Source organism: Kitasatospora sp. MAP12-44 (assembly GCF_029892095.1).
Lineage (GTDB): Bacteria > Actinomycetota > Actinomycetes > Streptomycetales > Streptomycetaceae > Kitasatospora.
The window spans coordinates 5,625,716-5,643,520 of the sequence record NZ_JARZAE010000004.1; the positions used below are offsets into that span (position 1 = coordinate 5,625,716).

The window sequence follows — 17,805 nt, forward strand, 5'->3', positions numbered from 1 at the left end:
TTACGGAATGAGCATCATGTCCAAGCACACCCTCTCCGTCCTGGTCGAGAACAAGCCCGGCGTGCTCGCCCGCATCGCCGCCCTGTTCTCCCGTCGGGGCTTCAACATCGACTCCCTGGCGGTCGGTCCGACCGAGCACCCGGACATCTCCCGGATGACCATCGTGGTCAACGTCGAGGATCTCCCGCTGGAGCAGGTCACCAAGCAGCTCAACAAGCTGGTCAACGTGATAAAGATCGTCGAGCTCGACCAGTCCGCTGCGATCCAGCGGGAACTGGTCCTGGTGAAGGTCCGGGCGGACAACGAGACCCGGTCCCAGGTCGTCGAGATCGTGCAGCTCTTCCGCGCCAAGACCGTGGACGTGTCGCCGGACGCCGTGACCATCGAAGCGACCGGCAGCTCGGACAAGTTGGAGGCGATGCTGCGGATGCTGGAGCCGTTCGGCATCAAGGAACTCGTGCAGTCCGGTCTGGTGGCCATCGGGCGAGGCGCCCGTTCGATCACCGACCGCTCACTGCGCGCGCTCGACCGCAGCGCCTGACCGCGCCTGACAGCGGTCGTCTCACACCCTGGCGGATCCCGCCACATCCCCATCACCGCGCGTACGGTAGCCATTGCACGTACGCGACATCACGCAAGGAGAAGTTCCACCGTGGCCGAGCTGTTCTACGAAGACGATGCAGACCTGTCCATCATCCAGGGCCGCAAGGTCGCGGTCATCGGCTACGGCAGCCAGGGCCACGCCCACGCGCTGTCGCTGCGCGACTCGGGCGTGGACGTCCGGGTCGGCCTCAAGGAGGGCTCCAAGTCCCGTGCGGCGGCCGAGGAGGCCGGCCTGCGCGTGGTCAGCGCCGCGGAGGCGGCGGCCGAGGCCGACGTCATCATGATCCTGGTGCCGGACCCGATCCAGGCCGACGTCTACGAGGCGGACATCAAGCCGAACCTGAAGGCGGGCGACGCGCTCTTCTTCGGCCACGGCCTGAACATCCGCTTCGGCTTCATCAAGCCCCCGGCCGACGTCGACGTCTGCATGGTCGCCCCCAAGGGCCCGGGCCACCTGGTGCGCCGTCAGTACGAAGAGGGCCGCGGCGTTCCGTGCATCGTGGCCGTCGAGCAGGACGCCACCGGCGGCGCCTTCGCCCTGGCGCTCTCGTACGCCAAGGGCATCGGCGGCACCAAGGCCGGCGTCATCAAGACGACCTTCACCGAGGAGACCGAGACCGACCTGTTCGGTGAGCAGGCCGTCCTCTGCGGTGGCACCGCCGCCCTGGTCAAGGCCGGCTTCGAGACCCTGGTCGAGGCCGGCTACCAGCCGGAGATCGCCTACTTCGAGTGCCTGCACGAGCTGAAGCTCATCGTCGACCTGATGTACGAGGGCGGCCTGGAGAAGATGCGCTGGTCGGTCTCCGAGACCGCCGAGTGGGGCGACTACGTGACCGGCCCCCGCATCATCACCGCCGACACCAAGGCCGAGATGAAGAAGGTCCTCACCGAGATCCAGGACGGCACCTTCGCCAACACCTGGATCGCCGAGTACAAGGCCGGCCTGCCGAAGTACAACGAGTACAAGACCGCGGACTCCGAGCACCTGCTGGAGACCACCGGCAAGGAGCTGCGCAAGCTCATGAGCTGGGTCAAGGACGCCTGAAGCGTCCCACGAGCCTGAACCTCCAGGCTCCTGCGCGGGGGTTGGGTCCGGGCCCGGACCCAACCCCCGGGCTGTACACGGCGTCTGGTCTCGTGCGGGTGATTTCGCCGTACGGGCACAGGCGGAAACCCGGTACGTCGATAGACTCCCGAGTGCGCGTCAGGCCCACAGCGTCGTGCGTCTACCTACGCGGCATGCCACCTTCCCCCAAATGCCGGCCGGCATCACGTCGGCACGCCACCCACGTGCCCGTGGACCGGGGGAGCACCGGACAGTAAGGACAAACTGTCGTGAGCACTGTGACATCCAAGAACGCTGTTGTGCTGATCGCCGAAGAGCTGTCGCCTGCCACGGTCGACGCACTGGGCCCGGACTTCGACATCCGGCACTGCGACGGTGCGAACCGCACCGAGCTGCTGACCGCCATCGCGGACGCCGACGCGATCCTGATCCGCTCCGCCACCAAGGTCGACGCCGAGGCGCTGGCCGTGGCGAAGAAGCTCAGGGTGGTCGCGCGGGCCGGCGTCGGCCTGGACAACGTCGACGTCGCCGCCGCCACCAAGGCCGGCGTGATGGTCGTCAACGCGCCGACCTCCAACATCGTGACGGCCGCCGAGCTCGCCTGCGGCCTGCTGATCTCGGTCGCCCGCAACATCGCGCCCGCCAACTCCGCGCTCAAGCAGGGCGAGTGGAAGCGCAACAAGTACACCGGCGTCGAACTCTCCGAGAAGACCCTCGGCGTGGTGGGCCTGGGCCGGATCGGCGTGCTGGTCGCCCAGCGGATGTCCGCCTTCGGCATGAAGATCGTCGCCTACGACCCCTACATCCAGGCCGCCCGCGCGGCCCAGATGGGCGTCAAGCTGCTCTCGCTCGACGAGCTGCTCGAGGTCTCGGACTTCATCACCGTGCACCTGCCCAAGACCCCCGAGACGATCGGCCTGATCGGCGACGAGGCGCTGCACAAGGTCAAGCCGACCGTGCGGATCGTCAACGCCGCGCGCGGCGGCATCGTGGACGAGGCCGCGCTCGCCAGCGCCCTCAAGGAGGGCCGGGTGGCCGGCGCGGGCCTGGACGTCTACGCCAAGGAGCCGTGCACCGACTCCCCGCTCTTCAGCTTCGACAACGTGGTGGCCACCCCGCACCTGGGCGCCTCCACCGACGAGGCGCAGGAGAAGGCCGGTATCGCGGTCGCCAAGTCCGTACGCCTGGCGCTGGCCGGTGAGTTGGTGCCGGACGCGGTCAACGTGCAGGGCGGCGTGATCGCCGAGGACGTCCGTCCCGGCCTGCCGCTGGCCGAGAAGCTCGGCCGGATCTTCACCGCGCTGGCCGGCGAGGTCGCCGTCCGGCTCGATGTCGAGGTCCGCGGCGAGATCACCCAGCACGACGTCAAGGTGCTCGAACTCTCGGCGCTCAAGGGCGTGTTCGAGGATGTCGTGGCCGAGACGGTGTCCTATGTGAACGCGCCGCTGTTCGCCCAGGAGCGCGGCGTCGAGGTGCGGCTGACCACCAGCAGCGAGAGCCCCGAGCACCGCAATGTGATCACCGTGCGCGGCACGCTCGCGGACGGCGGCGAGGTCGCCATCTCCGGCACGCTCTCCGGCCCGAAGCAGCAGCAGAAGATCGTCGGCGTGGACGCCTTCGACGTGGATGTGGCGCTGACCGACCACATGGCCTTCTTCAAGTACGAGGACCGCCCCGGCGTGGTCGGCACGCTCGGCCGGATCCTCGGCGACGCGGGCATCAACATCGCCGGCATGCAGGTGGCCCGCGACGGCGAGACCAAGGACGCGCTGGCCTCGATCACGGTGGACAGCGAGATCTCCCAGGAGGTGCTCGCCGAGATCGCCACCGAGATCGGCGCCAAGTTCGCCCGCGGTGTCGACCTCGGCTGACCCCGCCAGGCCCATGCCCGAGGCCCGGACCCCCTGCTGCCAGGGGGTCCGGGCCTCCCGCGTTCCGGATCCGGAGGCCCGCGTCTCAGATAGTAGGAAATCCGAGTAGTTGTGCAGACAGCCGCTGACCTCCGGCGTAACGTAAAACATGCCACACGGTCAGCCCGTCCTCCCGGCCCCACCATCCGCCCGGAGCCCGCGGCCCGTGCGCGCCTACGCACTGTGGCGGGCGACCCCCGCCAGGCGTATCCCCCTCCTCACCTTTCACATGGCACCCGTGCGTGCCCATGAACCCAGGAGTCCGGTATGCCCCCCACCGCAGACCTGATCACCCACCGCGACCGCACCCCCGCCTCCGCCGCGGAGCCCGCCCGCCGCAGGCGCCGCCGCAGCGAGCCGAACGTCTTCGCCGCCGCCGCCCTGCAGCGCGCCCTCGACCGCCGCGACAACGGCGGCGTCACCGGCCACCTCGGCTGAGCCTCCTGCCGCGTAGCCGGCTGGCGACCGCCACTGCGAGCAGCACCGCGGCCGCCCCCGCGCTCACCGTCAGCCCGTCCGCCAGGCCGGGCTGACGGTAGCGACAGGCCACCCGCGAGGCGCCCGCGCCCAGCGGCACGGCCAGCAACCCCTCGGCCGACAGCGGCGTCCGCTGCCGGCCGCCGTCCACCGCGCAGCTCCAGCCGGTGACCACCGGCAGTGCGAACAGGGCCGTCCCGGTGCTCCCGGGCGGCAGCACCGCGCTGATCGTGTGGCCGCCCGCGCGGACCGCCACCGCTCCACCGGCCGTCAGCCGGCCCACCGCGGCGGCCAGCGCGCCGGCGTCCAGGCAGGCCACCGGCAGCGCCGGGACCTGGCTGGCGATACCGCTGCGCAGCTCCAACCGGATCCGCCCGTCGGCGGGGACGGCGCCCAGCGGGTGGATCGGCATCGCCGTCGCGTTCTGCTGCCCGGCGCCGGCGAACGAGCCGCCCGGACCGGTCACCGTCCCCGCGAACCACGGGCCGTAGAAGTACGCGGCGCTGCCCGGGGTGCAGCTCGCGGTGAAGCCGGTCGCGGCGGCGCCCGACGCGGTGGCCGGGATCGACCAGCCGCTGCTGCCGTGATCGCTCGGCGCCGGGGCGCCGAACGGCTGCGGCGCCGGGATCTGGTAGACCGTCGAGCCGAGCAGCGCCTGCTGGCGCGACCAGACCGACGAGGTGTCCAGCGCCGTCGCCCCGTGCACGGTCACCAGCGGCGGGGCGGTCAGCCGCCGCAGCACGAGCTGCTGGTCCAGCGAGCCGGTCACCGCGAACAGCGCCTGGCCGACCGGGTCCGCCAGGCTGAGCGTCTGCTGCCCCTGCCGGTACCACCCGGCGCCCAGCGCGTGCAGGGTCTGCGCGGTGAGGGCGGGCAGGTAGCCGCTCTCGTATCCGCCGCCCTGACCACCGATCAGCAGCGGGTCGTTGCCGGTGAACTCGTGCGGCCCGGGATCGGTGCGCCCGGCCGGCCAGTGGTCCGCGTCGCGGATCAGCCGGTACGCGGCGCGCACCTGTGCGCCGTCCGGCGGCCGCGGGTGCGCCGGCCGCGCCGTCACGCAGCAGGCCGTCCAGCTCGATCCGGCCGCCACCACACAGGTCAGTGCCACCGCCGCCACCGCGGTCTCCCGCCGGGTGCCGCGCGAGAGCAGCCATAGCGCGCCCACCAGCACCGGCACCCCGACGCCCAGCAGCACCCAGGTGATCGGCCGCGCCGAGCCGCGCCCGTGCGCCAGCACGGCCAGCGCCGCCACCCCCGCCACCCCGCCGGCCAGCGCCAGCAGGTCCGGCCGCCGGGACAGGCAGCTCCAGGCCACCATGGTCAGCAGCCCGCCGAGCACGAAGGTCGACCGGTACGGGTTGCCCTCGGGCGCGGTCGCCACGTGCCAGAGCAGCACCATCGGCCGCCAGACGAAGGCGAGCGCGACCAGCACCAGCAGCAGGCACCAGCCGATCCGCTCGCGCACCGGCACCGCGCGGTGGAACGGCAGCGCCGCCACCAGCAGCAGGCCCGGCACGCCGACGAAGACGTTCGGCAGCGCCCGGCCGGACCGGCCGCCCGGCAGCGCCTGGGCCAGGTAGTCGGTGAACCCCGGGGTGGCGGGCCGGAACACCGTCACCGGCTGGGCCGCCTGCCCGGCCCGGAAGGTCACCAGCAGCACGGGCGCGGTCAGCCCCACCCCCACCGCCGTCATGGCCACCGCCCGGCCCAGCGAGCGCAGCCGGGCCCGCGGCGCGGGCCCCGCCAGCGCCAGCCGCAGGAGCAGCAGCAGGCCGGCGCCCAGGCTCGCCGCCAGGGCGGTGTAGAAGTCACCGGCCCAGGCCGCCGCGACGCAGAGCGTGCCCAGCACCCACCGCTCGCGGCGCAGGCACCAGTCGAAGGCCAGGCAGATCAGCGGCAGCGAGACCAGCCCCCACAGCCAGGCCGGCGTGCCCGCGCCGTCGACCAGCGCCCAGGCGCACAGCCCGTACCCGACGGCGAGCAGCGCCCGCAGCCACGGCGGACCGGGCTGCAGCCGGCCGAGGAAGACGGTCATCAGGGCGGTGCCCAGGCCGATGCTCAGCAGGGTCGTCAGGAACACCGCCACCGCGGCCCCGCTGCGTGGCAGCAGCGCGACCAGCCAGCTGAACGGGTTGAGGAGGGAGGTGAACAGGTCGGGCAGGAACGGCACCCCGTAGCCGCTGCCCCAGCTGAAGAGCAGATCGCCGGAGGTGTTCCCGTGCAGCAGGTCCCACAGGTGCGCGTACAGCGGCACGAACCGCTCCGCCGGCCCGGCCCGCCCCCCGAACGGGTAAGTCCCCCGCAGCGCGAGCGCCAGCGCGTACGCCCCCATCGCCAGCCCGGCCGCCCCCGCGGCAGCCCGAGATTCCCGCATGCCGCTCATCCTGCCGCCCCGCCCCGTCAGCGCCCTGGCGCCAACCGCACCCGTTCGGGTGATCTGAACCGGATCGCGCTGGGTAACCTGAACTGGATCGCCAGAATCTCCTCGTGGGAGTAATCATGAGCGTCGCACCGCAGCCAGAGTGGCCTCAGCCCCCGGTGGGCGGCTGGACGGCCGAGGACCTGGACCGGCTCCCGAATCTGCCTCCGCACACGGAGCTGATCGACGGGAGTCTGGTTTTCGTGAGTCCGCAGATGATTTTTCACATGCGCATGATGCGTCTGCTGGAATTCGGTCTGCTCGCGGCCGTCCCGGCCGGGTGGGACGTGCTTCGGGAGATCACCATCGTCCTGGGCAAGCGCAATCGTCCCGAGCCCGATCTGATGGTGGTCCGGCAGTCGGCGCTCGCGGGCCTGACGCAGACCTCGGTCGCTCCCGAGGACGTCCTGCTGGCCGTCGAGGTGGTCTCTCCCGACTCCGTCGAGCGCGACCGGGAGGTCAAGCCCCGCAAGTACGCGGCTGCGGGTATCCAGTACTACTGGCGGGTCGAGAACGACGAGGGCAAGCCCGTGATCTACACCTACGAGGTCGATCCGGCCACGAAGGTCTACGCGCCGACCGGCGTCCACCGGGGCGCCCTCAAAGCCGCTCACCCGTTCCCCGTCGAGGTCTCGCTCGACCTGAGCTGATCACCCGTCCGCATCATGGACATGAGGTGTCAGTCTCTGGGACGCGGAGTAGGGTTCCGGCCATGTCTCGCAGCCTTCGTCTTGCAGTGATCCCCGGTGACGGCATCGGCCAGGAAGTGGTGGCCGAGGGCCTCAAGGTCCTTGCCGCGGCCCTTCCCGCCGATGTCAAGGTCGAGACGACCGAGTACGACCTCGGCGCCCGGCGCTACCACGCGACCGGCGAGACCCTCCCGGACAGCGTGCTGGCCGAGCTCAAGACCCAGGACGCGATCCTGCTCGGCGCGATCGGCGACCCGTCCGTGCCGTCCGGAGTGCTGGAGCGCGGGCTGCTGCTGAAGCTGCGGTTCGCCTTCGACCACCACATCAACCTGCGCCCGGGCAAGCTCTTCCCCGGCGTGGCCTCCCCGCTGGCCGGCAGCCCGGCCATCGACTTCGTGGTGGTCCGCGAGGGCACCGAGGGCCCGTACGTCGGCAACGGCGGCTCGCTGCGCACCGGGACCGAGCACGAGGTGGCCACCGAGGTCAGCCTCAACACGGCCTTCGGCATCGAGCGGGTCGTCCGCGACGCCTACCGCCGCGCCGCCGCCCGCCCGCGCAAGAAGCTCACCCTGGTCCACAAGAACAACGTGCTGGTGCACGCCGGCCACCTGTGGACCCGGATCTTCCAGCAGGTCGGCCAGGAGTTCCCCGAGGTCAGCACCGACTACCTGCACGTGGACGCGGCGACGATCTTCTTCGTCACGCAGCCCGAGCGGTTCGACGTGATCGTCACCGACAACCTGTTCGGCGACATCCTCACCGACCTGGCCGCCGCCGTCACCGGTGGCATCGGCCTGGCGGCGAGCGGCAACATCAATCCGTCGGGCGCGTTCCCGTCGATGTTCGAGCCGGTGCACGGCTCGGCCCCCGACATCGCCGGCCAGGGCAAGGCCGACCCGACCGCGACCGTGCTCTCCGTCGCGATGCTGCTCGACCACCTCGGCTTCACCACCGAGGCGGCGGCCGTCGAGGCGGCTGTCGCGGCCGACCTCGCCGAGCGCACCGGCACCCGCACCACCTCGCAGGTCGGCGACGCGCTCGCCGCCCGAGTATCCGGCTGAGAGGGCCGGAGCTCCAACAGCTGTTCGGCACGGCCCTTGAGATGCGACTATCAACAGTGGGCCGTGCCGTCATGCGCTTCTACACCTGAAACCGGGTGGCGGTCAGGGCCCTGACCAACCCCACGGTGAAGGACTGAAGACATGACCACGCCCAACCAGGCGCCAATCACGTTCGAGCTCAAGCCCTCCGCGCACCCGCTGCCCGCGGCCGAACGCGCAGCCCGGCTGGCGAACCCCGGCTTCGGTCGGATCTTCACCGACCATATGGTCACCATCCGCTGGACCGAGGGCCGCGGCTGGCACGACGCCCAGCTGACCCCCTACGCGCCGCTGGAGATGGACCCGGCGAACATGACGCTGCACTACGGGCAGTCGATCTTCGAGGGCCTCAAGGCGTACCGCCAGCCCGACGGTTCCATCGCGACCTTCCGCCCCGAGGCGAACGCCGAGCGCTTCCAGAGCTCCGCCCGCCGGTTGGCCATGCCGGAGCTGCCGACCGAGACCTTCGTCAAGGCCGTCGAGCTGCTGGTCCAGCAGGAGCGCGACTGGGTGCCCAGCGAGCCCGAGCAGAGCCTCTACCTGCGGCCGTTCATGTTCGCCACCGAGGTCGGCCTGGGCGTGCGCCCGGCCAACGAGTTCCTCTTCATGATCATCGCCTCCCCGGCCGGCGCCTACTTCTCCGGCGGGGTCAAGCCGGTCTCGGTCTGGCTCTCCGAGGACTACGTGCGCGCCGCCCCCGGCGGCACCGGCGCGGCCAAGTGCGCCGGCAACTACGCCGCCTCGCTGGTCGCCCAGGCCCAGGCCGCCGCGAAGGGCTGCGACCAGGTGGTCTGGCTGGACGCGGCCGAGCACAAGTGGGTCGAGGAGATGGGCGGGATGAACCTGTACTTCGTGTACGGGGAGGGCGACGACGCCCGCATCGTCACCCCCGCGCTCTCCGGCGCGCTGCTCCCGGGCATCACCCGCGCCTCGCTGCTCACCATCGCCAAGGACCTCGGCCACCAGACCGAGGAGCGCCGGATCTCCACCGACGAGTGGAAGCAGGGCAACGCCGACGGCACCCTCACCGAGGTCTTCGCCTGTGGCACCGCCGCCGTGATCACCCCGGTCGGCTCGGTCAAGTCCGAGGGCGCGGACTGGACCGTGGGCACCGGCGAGCCCGGCCCGATCACCCTCAAGTTCCGCAAGGCCCTGCTCGACCTCCAGGGCGGCCACGCGGCCGACCCGCACGGCTGGATGCACCCGATCGTCTGATCCGCCACCCCCGGGCGTCCCGCCCCCGCGGGACGCCCGGCTGGGTAACCTCGATATGACTCGCTCGTTGAACTCGGTGAACCGGGAGGAGGGGCTGTGACCGCATTGACGCACGACTACTCGGAGATCGCGGGCGCTGACGAGGGCGGCCTTCTGGATGCCTTCCTGGCGTTGGAGACGCCTGAGGGCTTCAAGGCCGAACTCATCGAGGGGGAGATCATCGTGACCCCACCGCCGGACGGTGACCACGAGGCGGCGATCGGCCGAATCGTCAAGCAGGTCTACTGGAATCGCGTCGTGGATGTGGACTTTGCGGCGAACAAGGGGCTGATCGTTCCGGGCGGGCGGTTCATTCCCGATGGGACGTTCGGACAGGACGGCGTCTTCGACGGGAAGCCGTCGTGGATGAAGTCCGACGGCGTGATCATGGTGGTCGAGGTCACCTCATCCCGCCCCGAGAAAGACCGCGAGGGGAAGCGCAAGGGCTACGCCGCCGCTGATATCCCGCTCTATCTCCTGGTGGACCGCCAGCAGAACCGGGTTTTCCTGCACAGCGATCCGGTGGATGGCGACTACCACAGCACGACCTGGGTCCCCGTCGGCGAGCCGCTCGACCTCCCCGCCCCGTTCGGCTTCGCCCTGCAGACCGACCGGCTGCACTGACCCGACCGTCCCGCATCGCGAGATGCGCCGACCGTTCCCCGGGACGATGTGCCAGACTCCGAGTGTGTCCTCGCTCGCGCTCATTATTAGCAGCAGGCGCGCCGGTCCGCAGTGACCGCTCCGCAGCAAACCCCCCCGCGGAGTGACCACCGTGTCTCAGACCCGCGCGCAGACCTCTCGCACCCGCGAGGGGTCTTTTGTTTTCCCCCGGTCGTGCCCATCCCCGCCGACCGGGCAGGATCCGGTCCTGCGGCTCCGCCCACGAGGCGGTGCCGGATGCCGGGTGGCGCGCGGGAATGGTGGACAGTGGAGCCGGGCATCCGGCAAGAGCAGTACTCCCGAACGGAGAATCCAGGGCCATGACCGACGGCAGCACGAGTCACCCCGACGACAGCTTCCACGTCTTCGACACCACCCTGCGCGACGGCGCGCAGCGCGAGGGCATCAACCTCACGGTGGCCGACAAGCTGACCATCGCCCGCCACCTGGACGACTTCGGGGTCGGCTTCATCGAGGGCGGCTGGCCCGGCGCCAACCCCCGGGACACCGAGTTCTTCGCCCGCGCCGCCGCCGAGTTGGAGTTGAAGACCGCCCAGCTGGTGGCCTTCGGCGCGACCCGCCGGGCGGGCGGCAGCGCCGCCACCGATCCCCAACTCGCCGCGCTGGTGGCCTCCGGCGCTCCGGTGATCACCCTGGTCGCCAAGTCGCACGACCGCCATGTCGAACTGGCGCTGCGCACCACGCTGGAGGAGAACCTGGAGATGGTCCGGGACAGCGTGGCCCACCTCCGCGCGCAGGGCCGCCGGGTCTTCATCGACTGCGAGCACTTCTTCGACGGCTACCGGGCGAACCAGGAGTACGCCCTCGCGGTGGTCCTGGCCGCCCACCAGGCCGGCGCCGACGTGGTGGTGCTCTGCGACACCAACGGCGGGATGCTGCCCGCCGGCGTCCACGAGATCGTCGCCGAGGTGATCGCCCGCACCGGCGCCCGGATCGGCATCCACGCCCAGGACGACACCGGCTGCGCGGTCGCCAACACGCTGGCCGCGGTGGACGCCGGCGCCACCCACGTGCAGTGCACCGCCAACGGCTACGGCGAGCGGGTCGGCAACGCCAACCTGTTCCCGGTGGTCGGCGCGCTGGAGATCAAGTACGACCGCCGGGTGCTGCCGGCCGGCCGGCTGGCCGAGATGACCCGGATCTCGCACGCCATCGCCGAGGTGGTCAATCTGACCCCCTCCACCCACCAGCCGTACGTGGGGGTCTCGGCCTTCGCGCACAAGGCCGGCCTGCACGCCTCCGCGATCAAGGTCGACCCGGACCTCTACCAGCACATCGACCCCGAGCGGGTCGGCAACACCATGCGGATGCTGGTCTCGGACATGGCCGGCCGGGCCTCGATCGAGCTCAAGGGCAAGGAGCTCGGCTACGACCTCTCCGCGGACCGCGACCTGGTGGGCCGGGTGGTCGCCCGGGTGAAGCAGCAGGAGAACCTCGGCTACACCTACGAGGCCGCCGACGCCTCGTTCGAACTGCTGCTGCGCGACGAGGCGCAGGGCCGGCGCCGGCGGTTCTTCACGCTGGAGTCCTGGCGGACCATCAGCGAGCAGCAGCCGGATGGGAAGGAGGCCAACGAGGCCACCGTGAAGCTGTGGGCCAAGGGCGAGCGCAAGATCGCCACCGGCGAGGGCAACGGGCCGGTGGACGCGCTCGACAAGGCGCTGCGCGCCGCGCTGGAGAAGATCTACCCGCAGCTGGCGAAGCTGGAGTTGGTGGACTACAAGGTCCGGATCCTGGAGGGCCAGCACGGCACCGGGTCCAAGACCCGGGTGCTGATCGAGAGCACCGACGGCGTCGGCAGCTGGTCGACCGTCGGCGTGGCCGACAACGTGGTCGCCGCCTCCTGGCTCGCGTTGGACGACGCGTACACCTACGGGTTGATCAAGTCGGGCCTGGAACCGCAGGAGTGACGGTTCGTGGGGGCTCCGGGTCGGCCTTGGGAGAGGCCGGCCCGGAGCCCCCACGTCGCAGCTTTAGCGGAGGCGGGCGAGGAGCGGGCCCCTCCTCATCGGAGGCGGGCGAGGAGGGCGTGTTCGACGAGGGTGATGAGGGCGCTTTTGGCGCTGTCTCGTCGGCGGGCGTCGAGGGTGACGATGGGGGTGTCGGGTCCGAGTTGGAGTGCTTCGCGGACTTCGTCGCTGGTGTGGGGTTGGTGGCCGTCGAAGCCGTTGAGGGCGACGACGAAGGGGAGTCCGCTGTTCTCGAAGTAGTCGAGGGCGGGGAAGCAGTCGGCGAGGCGGCGGGTGTCGACGAGGACGACGGCGCCGATGGCGCCGCGGACGAGGTCGTCCCACATGAACCAGAAGCGGTCTTGGCCGGGGGTGCCGAAGAGGTAGAGGATGAGGTCTTCGTCGAGGGTGATGCGGCCGAAGTCCATGGCGACCGTGGTGGTCGTTTTGCCTGCGGTGTGGGTGAGGTCGTCGATGCCGGCGCTGGCGCTGGTCATGACGGCTTCGGTGCGCAGGGGGTTGATCTCGGAGACGGCGCCGACGAGGGTGGTTTTGCCGACGCCGAAGCCGCCTGCCACGACGATCTTCGCGGAGGTGGTGGCACGCGTGGCGGCCGCGGGGCTAGAGCTTGCGAAGTCCACTGAGGACCCTTTCGAGCAGCGTGACGTCGGGCTGGTTGCCGGATTCGCCCCCGGCGGCGGGCTGGTGGATGGCGACCAGGCCGGCTTCGGCCAGGTCGGCAACGAGAATGCGCGCCACCCCCAGGGGAAGGCTGAGCAGCGCCGACACCTCGGCCACCGACTTCACCTCGGTGGCGCAGAGCATGCAGATGCGCTGGTGCTCGGGCAGCAGGGTGGCCAGCCGCGCGGGCTCGACGCTGGCGGAGACCAGGGCCTCCAGTGCCAGTTCGTAGCGCGGGCGGGTGCGGCCACCGGTCATCGCGAAGGGGCGGATCAGCGGTCCGCTGTCCTGCTCCTCCAGATCGTCGTGGACGGCCGGCTGCGGCCGCTGCGGAACGGGCTGCCCGTACTGCTGGTCCGGCCGGCCGTACTGCGGCTGGCCGGGCTGCTGAGGCTGCTGGGGCTGGCCCTGGTGGGGCTGGCCGTAACTCTGACCGTGGCCGGCGCCGGGCGATCCGAAGGCGTCATGGCCGGTGCCAGGGTACGGAACACCGTACTGGCCTATGTGGTCGTCGGGCGGTGTCACGGTTCCTCTCCTCACAAGGTGCGGCGTTGCGGTGCAAGGGTGCTGGCGCAGCCTCAGGTTGAGCCGAAGCTGGTGGTGCGAGGGGCCGTACAACGCCCGATTTCCGAGCCCGCCGAAGGCGGACCCGGAAAGGGCGGTCGGGTACTGCTCTGCGTACTGCGTGTGTACTACAACTACTACGAGGTGGATGACGCACCGTCACCGGGGTGCCATCCAAGGCCATTCGACGTCGTCAGACGCTCCGTCAGTGCAGCAGGCTGCCTTGGAGTTCGGCGCGCAGGGCGGGGGTGAGGACGGCTCCGGCGCGGTCGACGAGGAGGGCCATCTCGTAGCCGACCAGGCCGATGTCGGAGTCGGGGGAGGCGAGGACGGCGAGGGAGGAGCCGTCGGACACCGCCATCAGGAAGAGGAAGCCCCGTTCCATTTCGACGACGGTCTGGTTGACGTCGCCGCCCTCGAAGATCCGGGAGGCCCCGGAGGTGAGGGAGGTGAGGCCGGAGGCGACGGCGGCGAGCTGGTCGGCGCGGTCGCGGGGGAAGCCTTCGGACATGGCGAGCAGGAGACCGTCGGCGGAGACCACCACCGTGTGCGACACCCCAGGGGTGTTGTCCACGAAATTGGTGATCAGCCAGTTCAGGTTCTGTGCGGCCTGGCTCATCTGACTCAACTCAACGCTCCTGGTGATTCGAGCCGCCGAAGAGATCGGTGCTGCTGTTCTGCTGACCCTGCCCGGACCTGTTCCCCTGCTGGTGCTGGGGATCGATCCGGAAGCTCCCGGTGGCGCCCAAGTCGCCGCCCGCGTTACGGCCCTGTTCGACGCCGCGGCGCAGGTTGGTGAGCCGGCCCCGGACCTCTTCCGGGTTGCGGGAGACCTGGGGGCCGTCCTGGGAAGCCGACTTGGCGTTGCCGGCCACCAGGTTCTGCTTGGGGACCCGGCGCGGCAGCCCGGAGGGCGTCACCCCGCCGGCGGCCGGCTCGCGCGTCTGCTCGGCGCGCTGCCAGTCCTCGTCGTTGCTGGACTGCCAGCTGCTCGGGCCGGTCGGGCCGGAGCCGCCGAGCCCGGACACCTGGTGTCCGCGGATTACCGGTTCGGCCGCCGAGGAGGCGGCGTCCTTGGCGCCGGTGAACCAGTTGGGCTGCTCGCCGCTGTCCGGTCCGCCGATCGCCCGGCCGCCGATGGCACCGCCGGCGCTGAGCTGCTGGCCGGGCCGGCGCTGCGGCAGGCCGGCGCCGTTGTCGGCGGCGGGCAGCGCCGGGGTCTCCTGCTGGTACGGGTGGCCGGCGGCCACCTCCGGCTGGCGACCGCGGGTCTGCGGGGAGGACGGCTGGAAGCCGTCGAACCGGTCCGGCTGGTGCTGCGGGGCGGGCGCGAACGGGTTGTTGCCGTAGGCCTGGTCCGCGTACTGGTCCTGGCGTCCCTCGCCGAACGGGCCGGCGTAGTTCTGCTGGTAGCCCTGCTGCTCGCCGCCGTAGGGCTGCTGGTCGGCGTAGTAGCCGCCCTGGTAGCCCTGCTGCTGGTAGCCCTGCTCGGCGTACGGCTCGCCGCCGTAGGGCTGCTGCTCGGCGTAGTAGCCGCCCTCGTAGCCCTGCTGCTGGTAGCCCTGCTCGCTGTACTGCTCGCCGCCGTACGGCTGCTGGCCGTGCTGCGGGTCGCCGTACGCGTCGGCCTCGACCTCGGTCTCGACGAACTCCGCTTCCACGAAGTCCGGCTCGCCGCCCTGCTCGGGCAGCTCGCTCTGGCCGGGCTCCAGCGCCGTGCGACGGCGCTGGTCGAGCCGGTTCGAGCGCTGCATCGAGTCGAGCGCCGGGCTGAAGCCGCGGTCGCTGCCGGTGACGGCGAGGTTGTCGTCGAAGCCGAGCTCGGCCGCACTGCGCGGCGCGCCGAACTCCTCGTGCTGCCAACCGGCCTGCGGCTGGTCCTGCTCGCCGAAGATCCGGGAGACCGTGAACTCCTCCTCCGGCTGCGCCATCGCCCGCATCTTGGTGAGCGGCGCCGGGAGCATGACCAGCGAGGTGGTGCCGGCCGACTCGCCCGAGGGGCGCAGCTGGACCCGGATGTCGTGGCGGTCGGACAGCCGGCCGACCACGAACAGGCCCATCCGGCGGGAGATCGCGGCGTCGACGGTCGGCGGCTCGGCCAGCTTCTCGTTGATCTCGGCGAAGTCCTCGGCGGTGAGGCCGATGCCCTTGTCGTGGATCTCCACCAGCACCCGGCCGTCCGGCAGGCCGGTCGCGGTGACCGTGACCCGGGTCTGCGGGCTGGAGAACGAGGTGGCGTTCTCCAGCAGCTCGGCGAGCAGGTGGACGAGGTCGGTCACGGCCGCGCCGATGACCTCGGTCTCCGGGATGCCGGATAGCTCGATGCGCTCGTACTGCTCCACCTCGGAGGCGGCGGCACGCAGCACGTCGACCAGCGGCACGGGGGTGTTCCAGCGACGGCCGGGCTCCTCGCCCGCGAGGACCAGGAGGTTCTCACCGTTGCGGCGCATACGGGTCGCGAGGTGGTCCAGCTTGAAGAGGTTCTCCAGCTGGTCCGGGTCGGCCTCGTTGTTCTCCAGGTCGGTGATCAGCGCCAGCTGGCGCTGGATCAGGCTCTGGCTGCGGCGCGAGAGGTTGGAGAAGATCGCGTTCAGGTTGCCTCGCAGCAGCGCCTGTTCGGCGGCCAGCGAGACGGCCTGGCTGTGGACCTGGTCGAACGCGCGGGCGACCTCGCCGATCTCGTCCTTGCCCCAGAGCGGGATCTTCTCGACGTTGGTGTCCACCCGGTCCGGGTCGGTCTTGGAGAGCTTCTCGACCAGGTCGGGCAGGCGGTGGTTGGCGATCTCCAGCGCGGCGGTGTTCAGGGTGCGCATGCCGAGGATCATCGAGCGGGCGATGAACCCGGTGAGCAGACCGGCCAGCGCCAGGGAGATGATCACGATCGCCGAGTTGACGATGGCGTCGCGCTGGGCGTTGTCCTTGTCGGCGACCGCGTCCGCCACCACGCTGTCGAGCAGCTTGGCCTCGGTGGCCCGCAGCGGGTTGATGTGGCTGTCGGTGGCGTACAGCCAGTTCGTCGGGGTCAGGCCGTCGGCCAGGGCGGCGGCGGAGGCCTGGGCGGCCGCGGCGGCGCCGTTGCTCAGACCGGCGGAGGCCGCCTGGGTGTAGGCCAGGCCGATGTTCATCAGCCCTTCCATGGTCGGCGTGGTGGTGCCGTCCGGCATCTTCACCGGGGAGTGCGCGTCGAGGGCGGCCTGGGCGACCTGAGCGTCCGCGTAGGTCTTGGCGTCCTGCGGGTTGGTGCCGTCCTGGAACTGGGTGGTGGCCACCTGCTCCAGCTTCGCGGAGACCAGCAGCTGCTGGATCATCTCGCCGTTCTCCCAGCGGGTGACCTGCTGGGTGCTGACACCGACCAGCAGGGTCAGCATCAGGGCGCGCTGGTTGGAGGCGGAGGCCTTGGCCAGCGAGATCGCGTAGATGCTGCGGCCACGGCTGACGCCGGCCGCGGAGCCGTTACCGACCGAGTTGTCGAAGGACAGCAGCGGGTCGATCAGCGCCTCGTACGCCGCCGCGGTGGCGGTGGCGAACAGCTCGGGCTTGTAAGCGTTGGCGCGCAGGTGCGCCAGGTTGGTGAGGGCGCCTTCGAAGGCGGTGTCACGGCCGGCCAGGTCGGTGTCGCCGTCGGGGGCGATCGCGGCGTAGGCGTTCTTGTACACGGTCAGCGCCTTGTCGGTGGCGGCGCGGTACTTGGCCACCAGGCCCTGCGGGTCCTGACCGGTCATGAGCGGGATGGCCGAGAGGTCGCGCTCGGTCTCCAGCGCGTCCGCCAGCTCGGTGGCGGCCCGCGCGAGCTCGGCGGCCTTCTCCGAGTGCGTGGCCTTGGTGTAGCTGTCGAACGAGGTGTTGACGCGCAGACCACCGAAGACCAGGCCGATGATGACCGGGATCAGCAGAATGGCGATCAGCCGCGTCGGCACACGCCAGTTGCGGAAGGCCAGGAACTCGTAGCGACTCTCGGCCGTTGGCCGGTCGCCGGAGCCCTGCGGGGCATCGGGGCCCGAGCTCTTGCGTGCTCCGGTGATTCCGGGCGTGGGGCGCTCGGAGCTCGCCGTGAAGGCGGAGAATCCGGCACTGCCCTGGCCGTTACCGTCGGTCTCGCGGGGCTCGGAGCGCCGCTGCGGGGTGACTGGCTGCTTACGCCTCACTCGACAACAACCTCTCGGCCGACTGGCGGCCATGGATCAATCCAGCGGCTTCCCCTGGCGCAGCGCGCCGCTGGGTGGAACTGCCTGAGCTGGACTTCGGGGTAGCTGGAATTTCAGCACGTGCAGGGATACGGGACAAACAGCCCTGGTCCGTCGGCCGTTGAGGCGCAATTCGGACATTCCCGTACAGGAGCATCCAAACTGACGGGCGCTTTGAGCCGAGCGAATCAGGACGACTACGAAGTGTGACGAAAACGTCCGAAA

14 protein-coding genes are annotated in these 17,805 nt (G+C 70.9%); 9 read left to right on the forward strand and 5 right to left on the reverse strand.

The annotated features are described in order from the left end of the window. Nucleotides 1-16: 16 nt before the first annotated feature. The 4 genes from ilvN (at nt 17) to P3T34_RS25985 (ending at nt 4,017) form a co-directional block, all read left to right on the forward strand. Entirely contained in the window at nt 17-541 is a 525-nt protein-coding gene (gene ilvN / locus P3T34_RS25970; protein ID WP_280668460.1) for an acetolactate synthase small subunit, read from the forward strand. 72 nt (nt 542-613) lie between these two features. Beyond that, nucleotides 614-1,648, forward strand: coding sequence for a ketol-acid reductoisomerase (ilvC, locus tag P3T34_RS25975; protein WP_280672390.1), 1,035 nt, complete (start codon nt 614-616; stop codon nt 1,646-1,648). A gap of 299 nt (nt 1,649-1,947) precedes the next feature. Further along, the gene (serA, locus tag P3T34_RS25980) at nt 1,948-3,540 is read left to right on the forward strand and encodes a phosphoglycerate dehydrogenase (RefSeq protein ID WP_280672392.1); all 1,593 of its coding nucleotides are present in this window, start codon (nt 1,948-1,950) and stop codon (nt 3,538-3,540) included. Between the two features lie 306 nt (nt 3,541-3,846). Next, on the forward strand, nt 3,847-4,017 hold the full coding sequence (locus P3T34_RS25985; protein ID WP_280668461.1) for a hypothetical protein: 171 nt from the start codon (nt 3,847-3,849) through the stop codon (nt 4,015-4,017). Here P3T34_RS25985 and P3T34_RS25990 read toward each other — a convergent pair. Next, nucleotides 3,998-6,430, reverse strand: a complete 2,433-nt coding sequence (locus P3T34_RS25990) for a YfhO family protein (RefSeq protein ID WP_280668462.1) — start codon at nt 6,428-6,430, stop codon at nt 3,998-4,000. The genes P3T34_RS25985 and P3T34_RS25990 overlap by 20 nt on opposite strands. Before the next feature lie 125 nt (nt 6,431-6,555). Here P3T34_RS25990 and P3T34_RS25995 point away from each other — a divergent pair, with 125 nt between their 5' ends. The 5 genes from P3T34_RS25995 to cimA all read left to right on the forward strand — a co-directional run bounded on the left by P3T34_RS25995 (nt 6,556) and on the right by cimA (nt 12,112). Beyond that, nucleotides 6,556-7,125, forward strand: coding sequence for a Uma2 family endonuclease (locus P3T34_RS25995; protein WP_280668463.1), 570 nt, complete (start codon nt 6,556-6,558; stop codon nt 7,123-7,125). A 62-nt stretch (nt 7,126-7,187) separates the two neighbouring features. After that, nucleotides 7,188-8,225, forward strand: a complete 1,038-nt coding sequence (locus P3T34_RS26000) for a 3-isopropylmalate dehydrogenase (RefSeq protein WP_280668464.1) — start codon at nt 7,188-7,190, stop codon at nt 8,223-8,225. Nucleotides 8,226-8,366: 141 nt separating this feature from the next. Beyond that, a complete protein-coding gene (locus P3T34_RS26005) occupies nt 8,367-9,479 on the forward strand; it encodes a branched-chain amino acid aminotransferase (RefSeq protein ID WP_280668465.1) in 1,113 nt (370 codons plus the stop codon). Nucleotides 9,480-9,575: 96 nt separating this feature from the next. Beyond that, nucleotides 9,576-10,142 carry a Uma2 family endonuclease gene (locus P3T34_RS26010; RefSeq protein WP_280668466.1) on the forward strand — a complete coding sequence of 189 codons (567 nt, stop codon included), beginning with the start codon at nt 9,576-9,578 and terminating at the stop codon, nt 10,140-10,142. A 359-nt stretch (nt 10,143-10,501) separates the two neighbouring features. Then, nucleotides 10,502-12,112: a citramalate synthase gene (cimA, locus tag P3T34_RS26015; protein ID WP_280668467.1), complete on the forward strand. Its 1,611-nt coding sequence runs from the start codon at nt 10,502-10,504 to the stop codon at nt 12,110-12,112. Between the two features lie 95 nt (nt 12,113-12,207). Here the strand turns inward: cimA and P3T34_RS26020 are convergent, their stop codons facing one another. The 4 genes from P3T34_RS26020 to P3T34_RS26035 form a co-directional block, all read right to left on the reverse strand. Then, complete coding sequence (locus P3T34_RS26020; RefSeq protein ID WP_035797808.1) at nt 12,208-12,792, reverse strand: ATP/GTP-binding protein; 585 nt, start codon at nt 12,790-12,792, stop codon at nt 12,208-12,210. After that, on the reverse strand, nt 12,773-13,357 hold the full coding sequence (locus P3T34_RS26025; protein WP_280668468.1) for a DUF742 domain-containing protein: 585 nt from the start codon (nt 13,355-13,357) through the stop codon (nt 12,773-12,775). The genes P3T34_RS26020 and P3T34_RS26025 overlap by 20 nt, the downstream gene beginning before the upstream one ends. A gap of 244 nt (nt 13,358-13,601) precedes the next feature. Then, a complete protein-coding gene (locus tag P3T34_RS26030; protein WP_035797811.1) occupies nt 13,602-14,015 on the reverse strand; it encodes a roadblock/LC7 domain-containing protein in 414 nt (137 codons plus the stop codon). A gap of 10 nt (nt 14,016-14,025) precedes the next feature. Beyond that, nucleotides 14,026-17,541, reverse strand: a complete 3,516-nt coding sequence (locus tag P3T34_RS26035; RefSeq protein ID WP_280668469.1) for a nitrate- and nitrite sensing domain-containing protein — start codon at nt 17,539-17,541, stop codon at nt 14,026-14,028. Nucleotides 17,542-17,805 lie beyond the last annotated feature (264 nt).

Excerpts from the sequence above, each read along its gene's own strand:
- P3T34_RS26000 (WP_280668464.1), top strand. The coding sequence starts at position 7,188 with ATGTCTCGCAGCCTTCGTCTTGCAGTGATCCCCGGTGACGGCATCGGC.
- ilvN (WP_280668460.1), top strand. The coding sequence starts at position 17 with ATGTCCAAGCACACCCTCTCCGTCCTGGTCGAGAACAAGCCCGGCGTG.
- P3T34_RS26030 (WP_035797811.1), bottom strand. The coding sequence starts at position 14,015 with ATGAGCCAGGCCGCACAGAACCTGAACTGGCTGATCACCAATTTCGTG.
- P3T34_RS25995 (WP_280668463.1), top strand. The coding sequence starts at position 6,556 with ATGAGCGTCGCACCGCAGCCAGAGTGGCCTCAGCCCCCGGTGGGCGGC.
- P3T34_RS26005 (WP_280668465.1), top strand. The coding sequence starts at position 8,367 with ATGACCACGCCCAACCAGGCGCCAATCACGTTCGAGCTCAAGCCCTCC.
- P3T34_RS25985 (WP_280668461.1), top strand. The coding sequence starts at position 3,847 with ATGCCCCCCACCGCAGACCTGATCACCCACCGCGACCGCACCCCCGCC.
- cimA (WP_280668467.1), top strand. The coding sequence starts at position 10,502 with ATGACCGACGGCAGCACGAGTCACCCCGACGACAGCTTCCACGTCTTC.
- P3T34_RS25990 (WP_280668462.1), bottom strand. The coding sequence starts at position 6,430 with ATGCGGGAATCTCGGGCTGCCGCGGGGGCGGCCGGGCTGGCGATGGGG.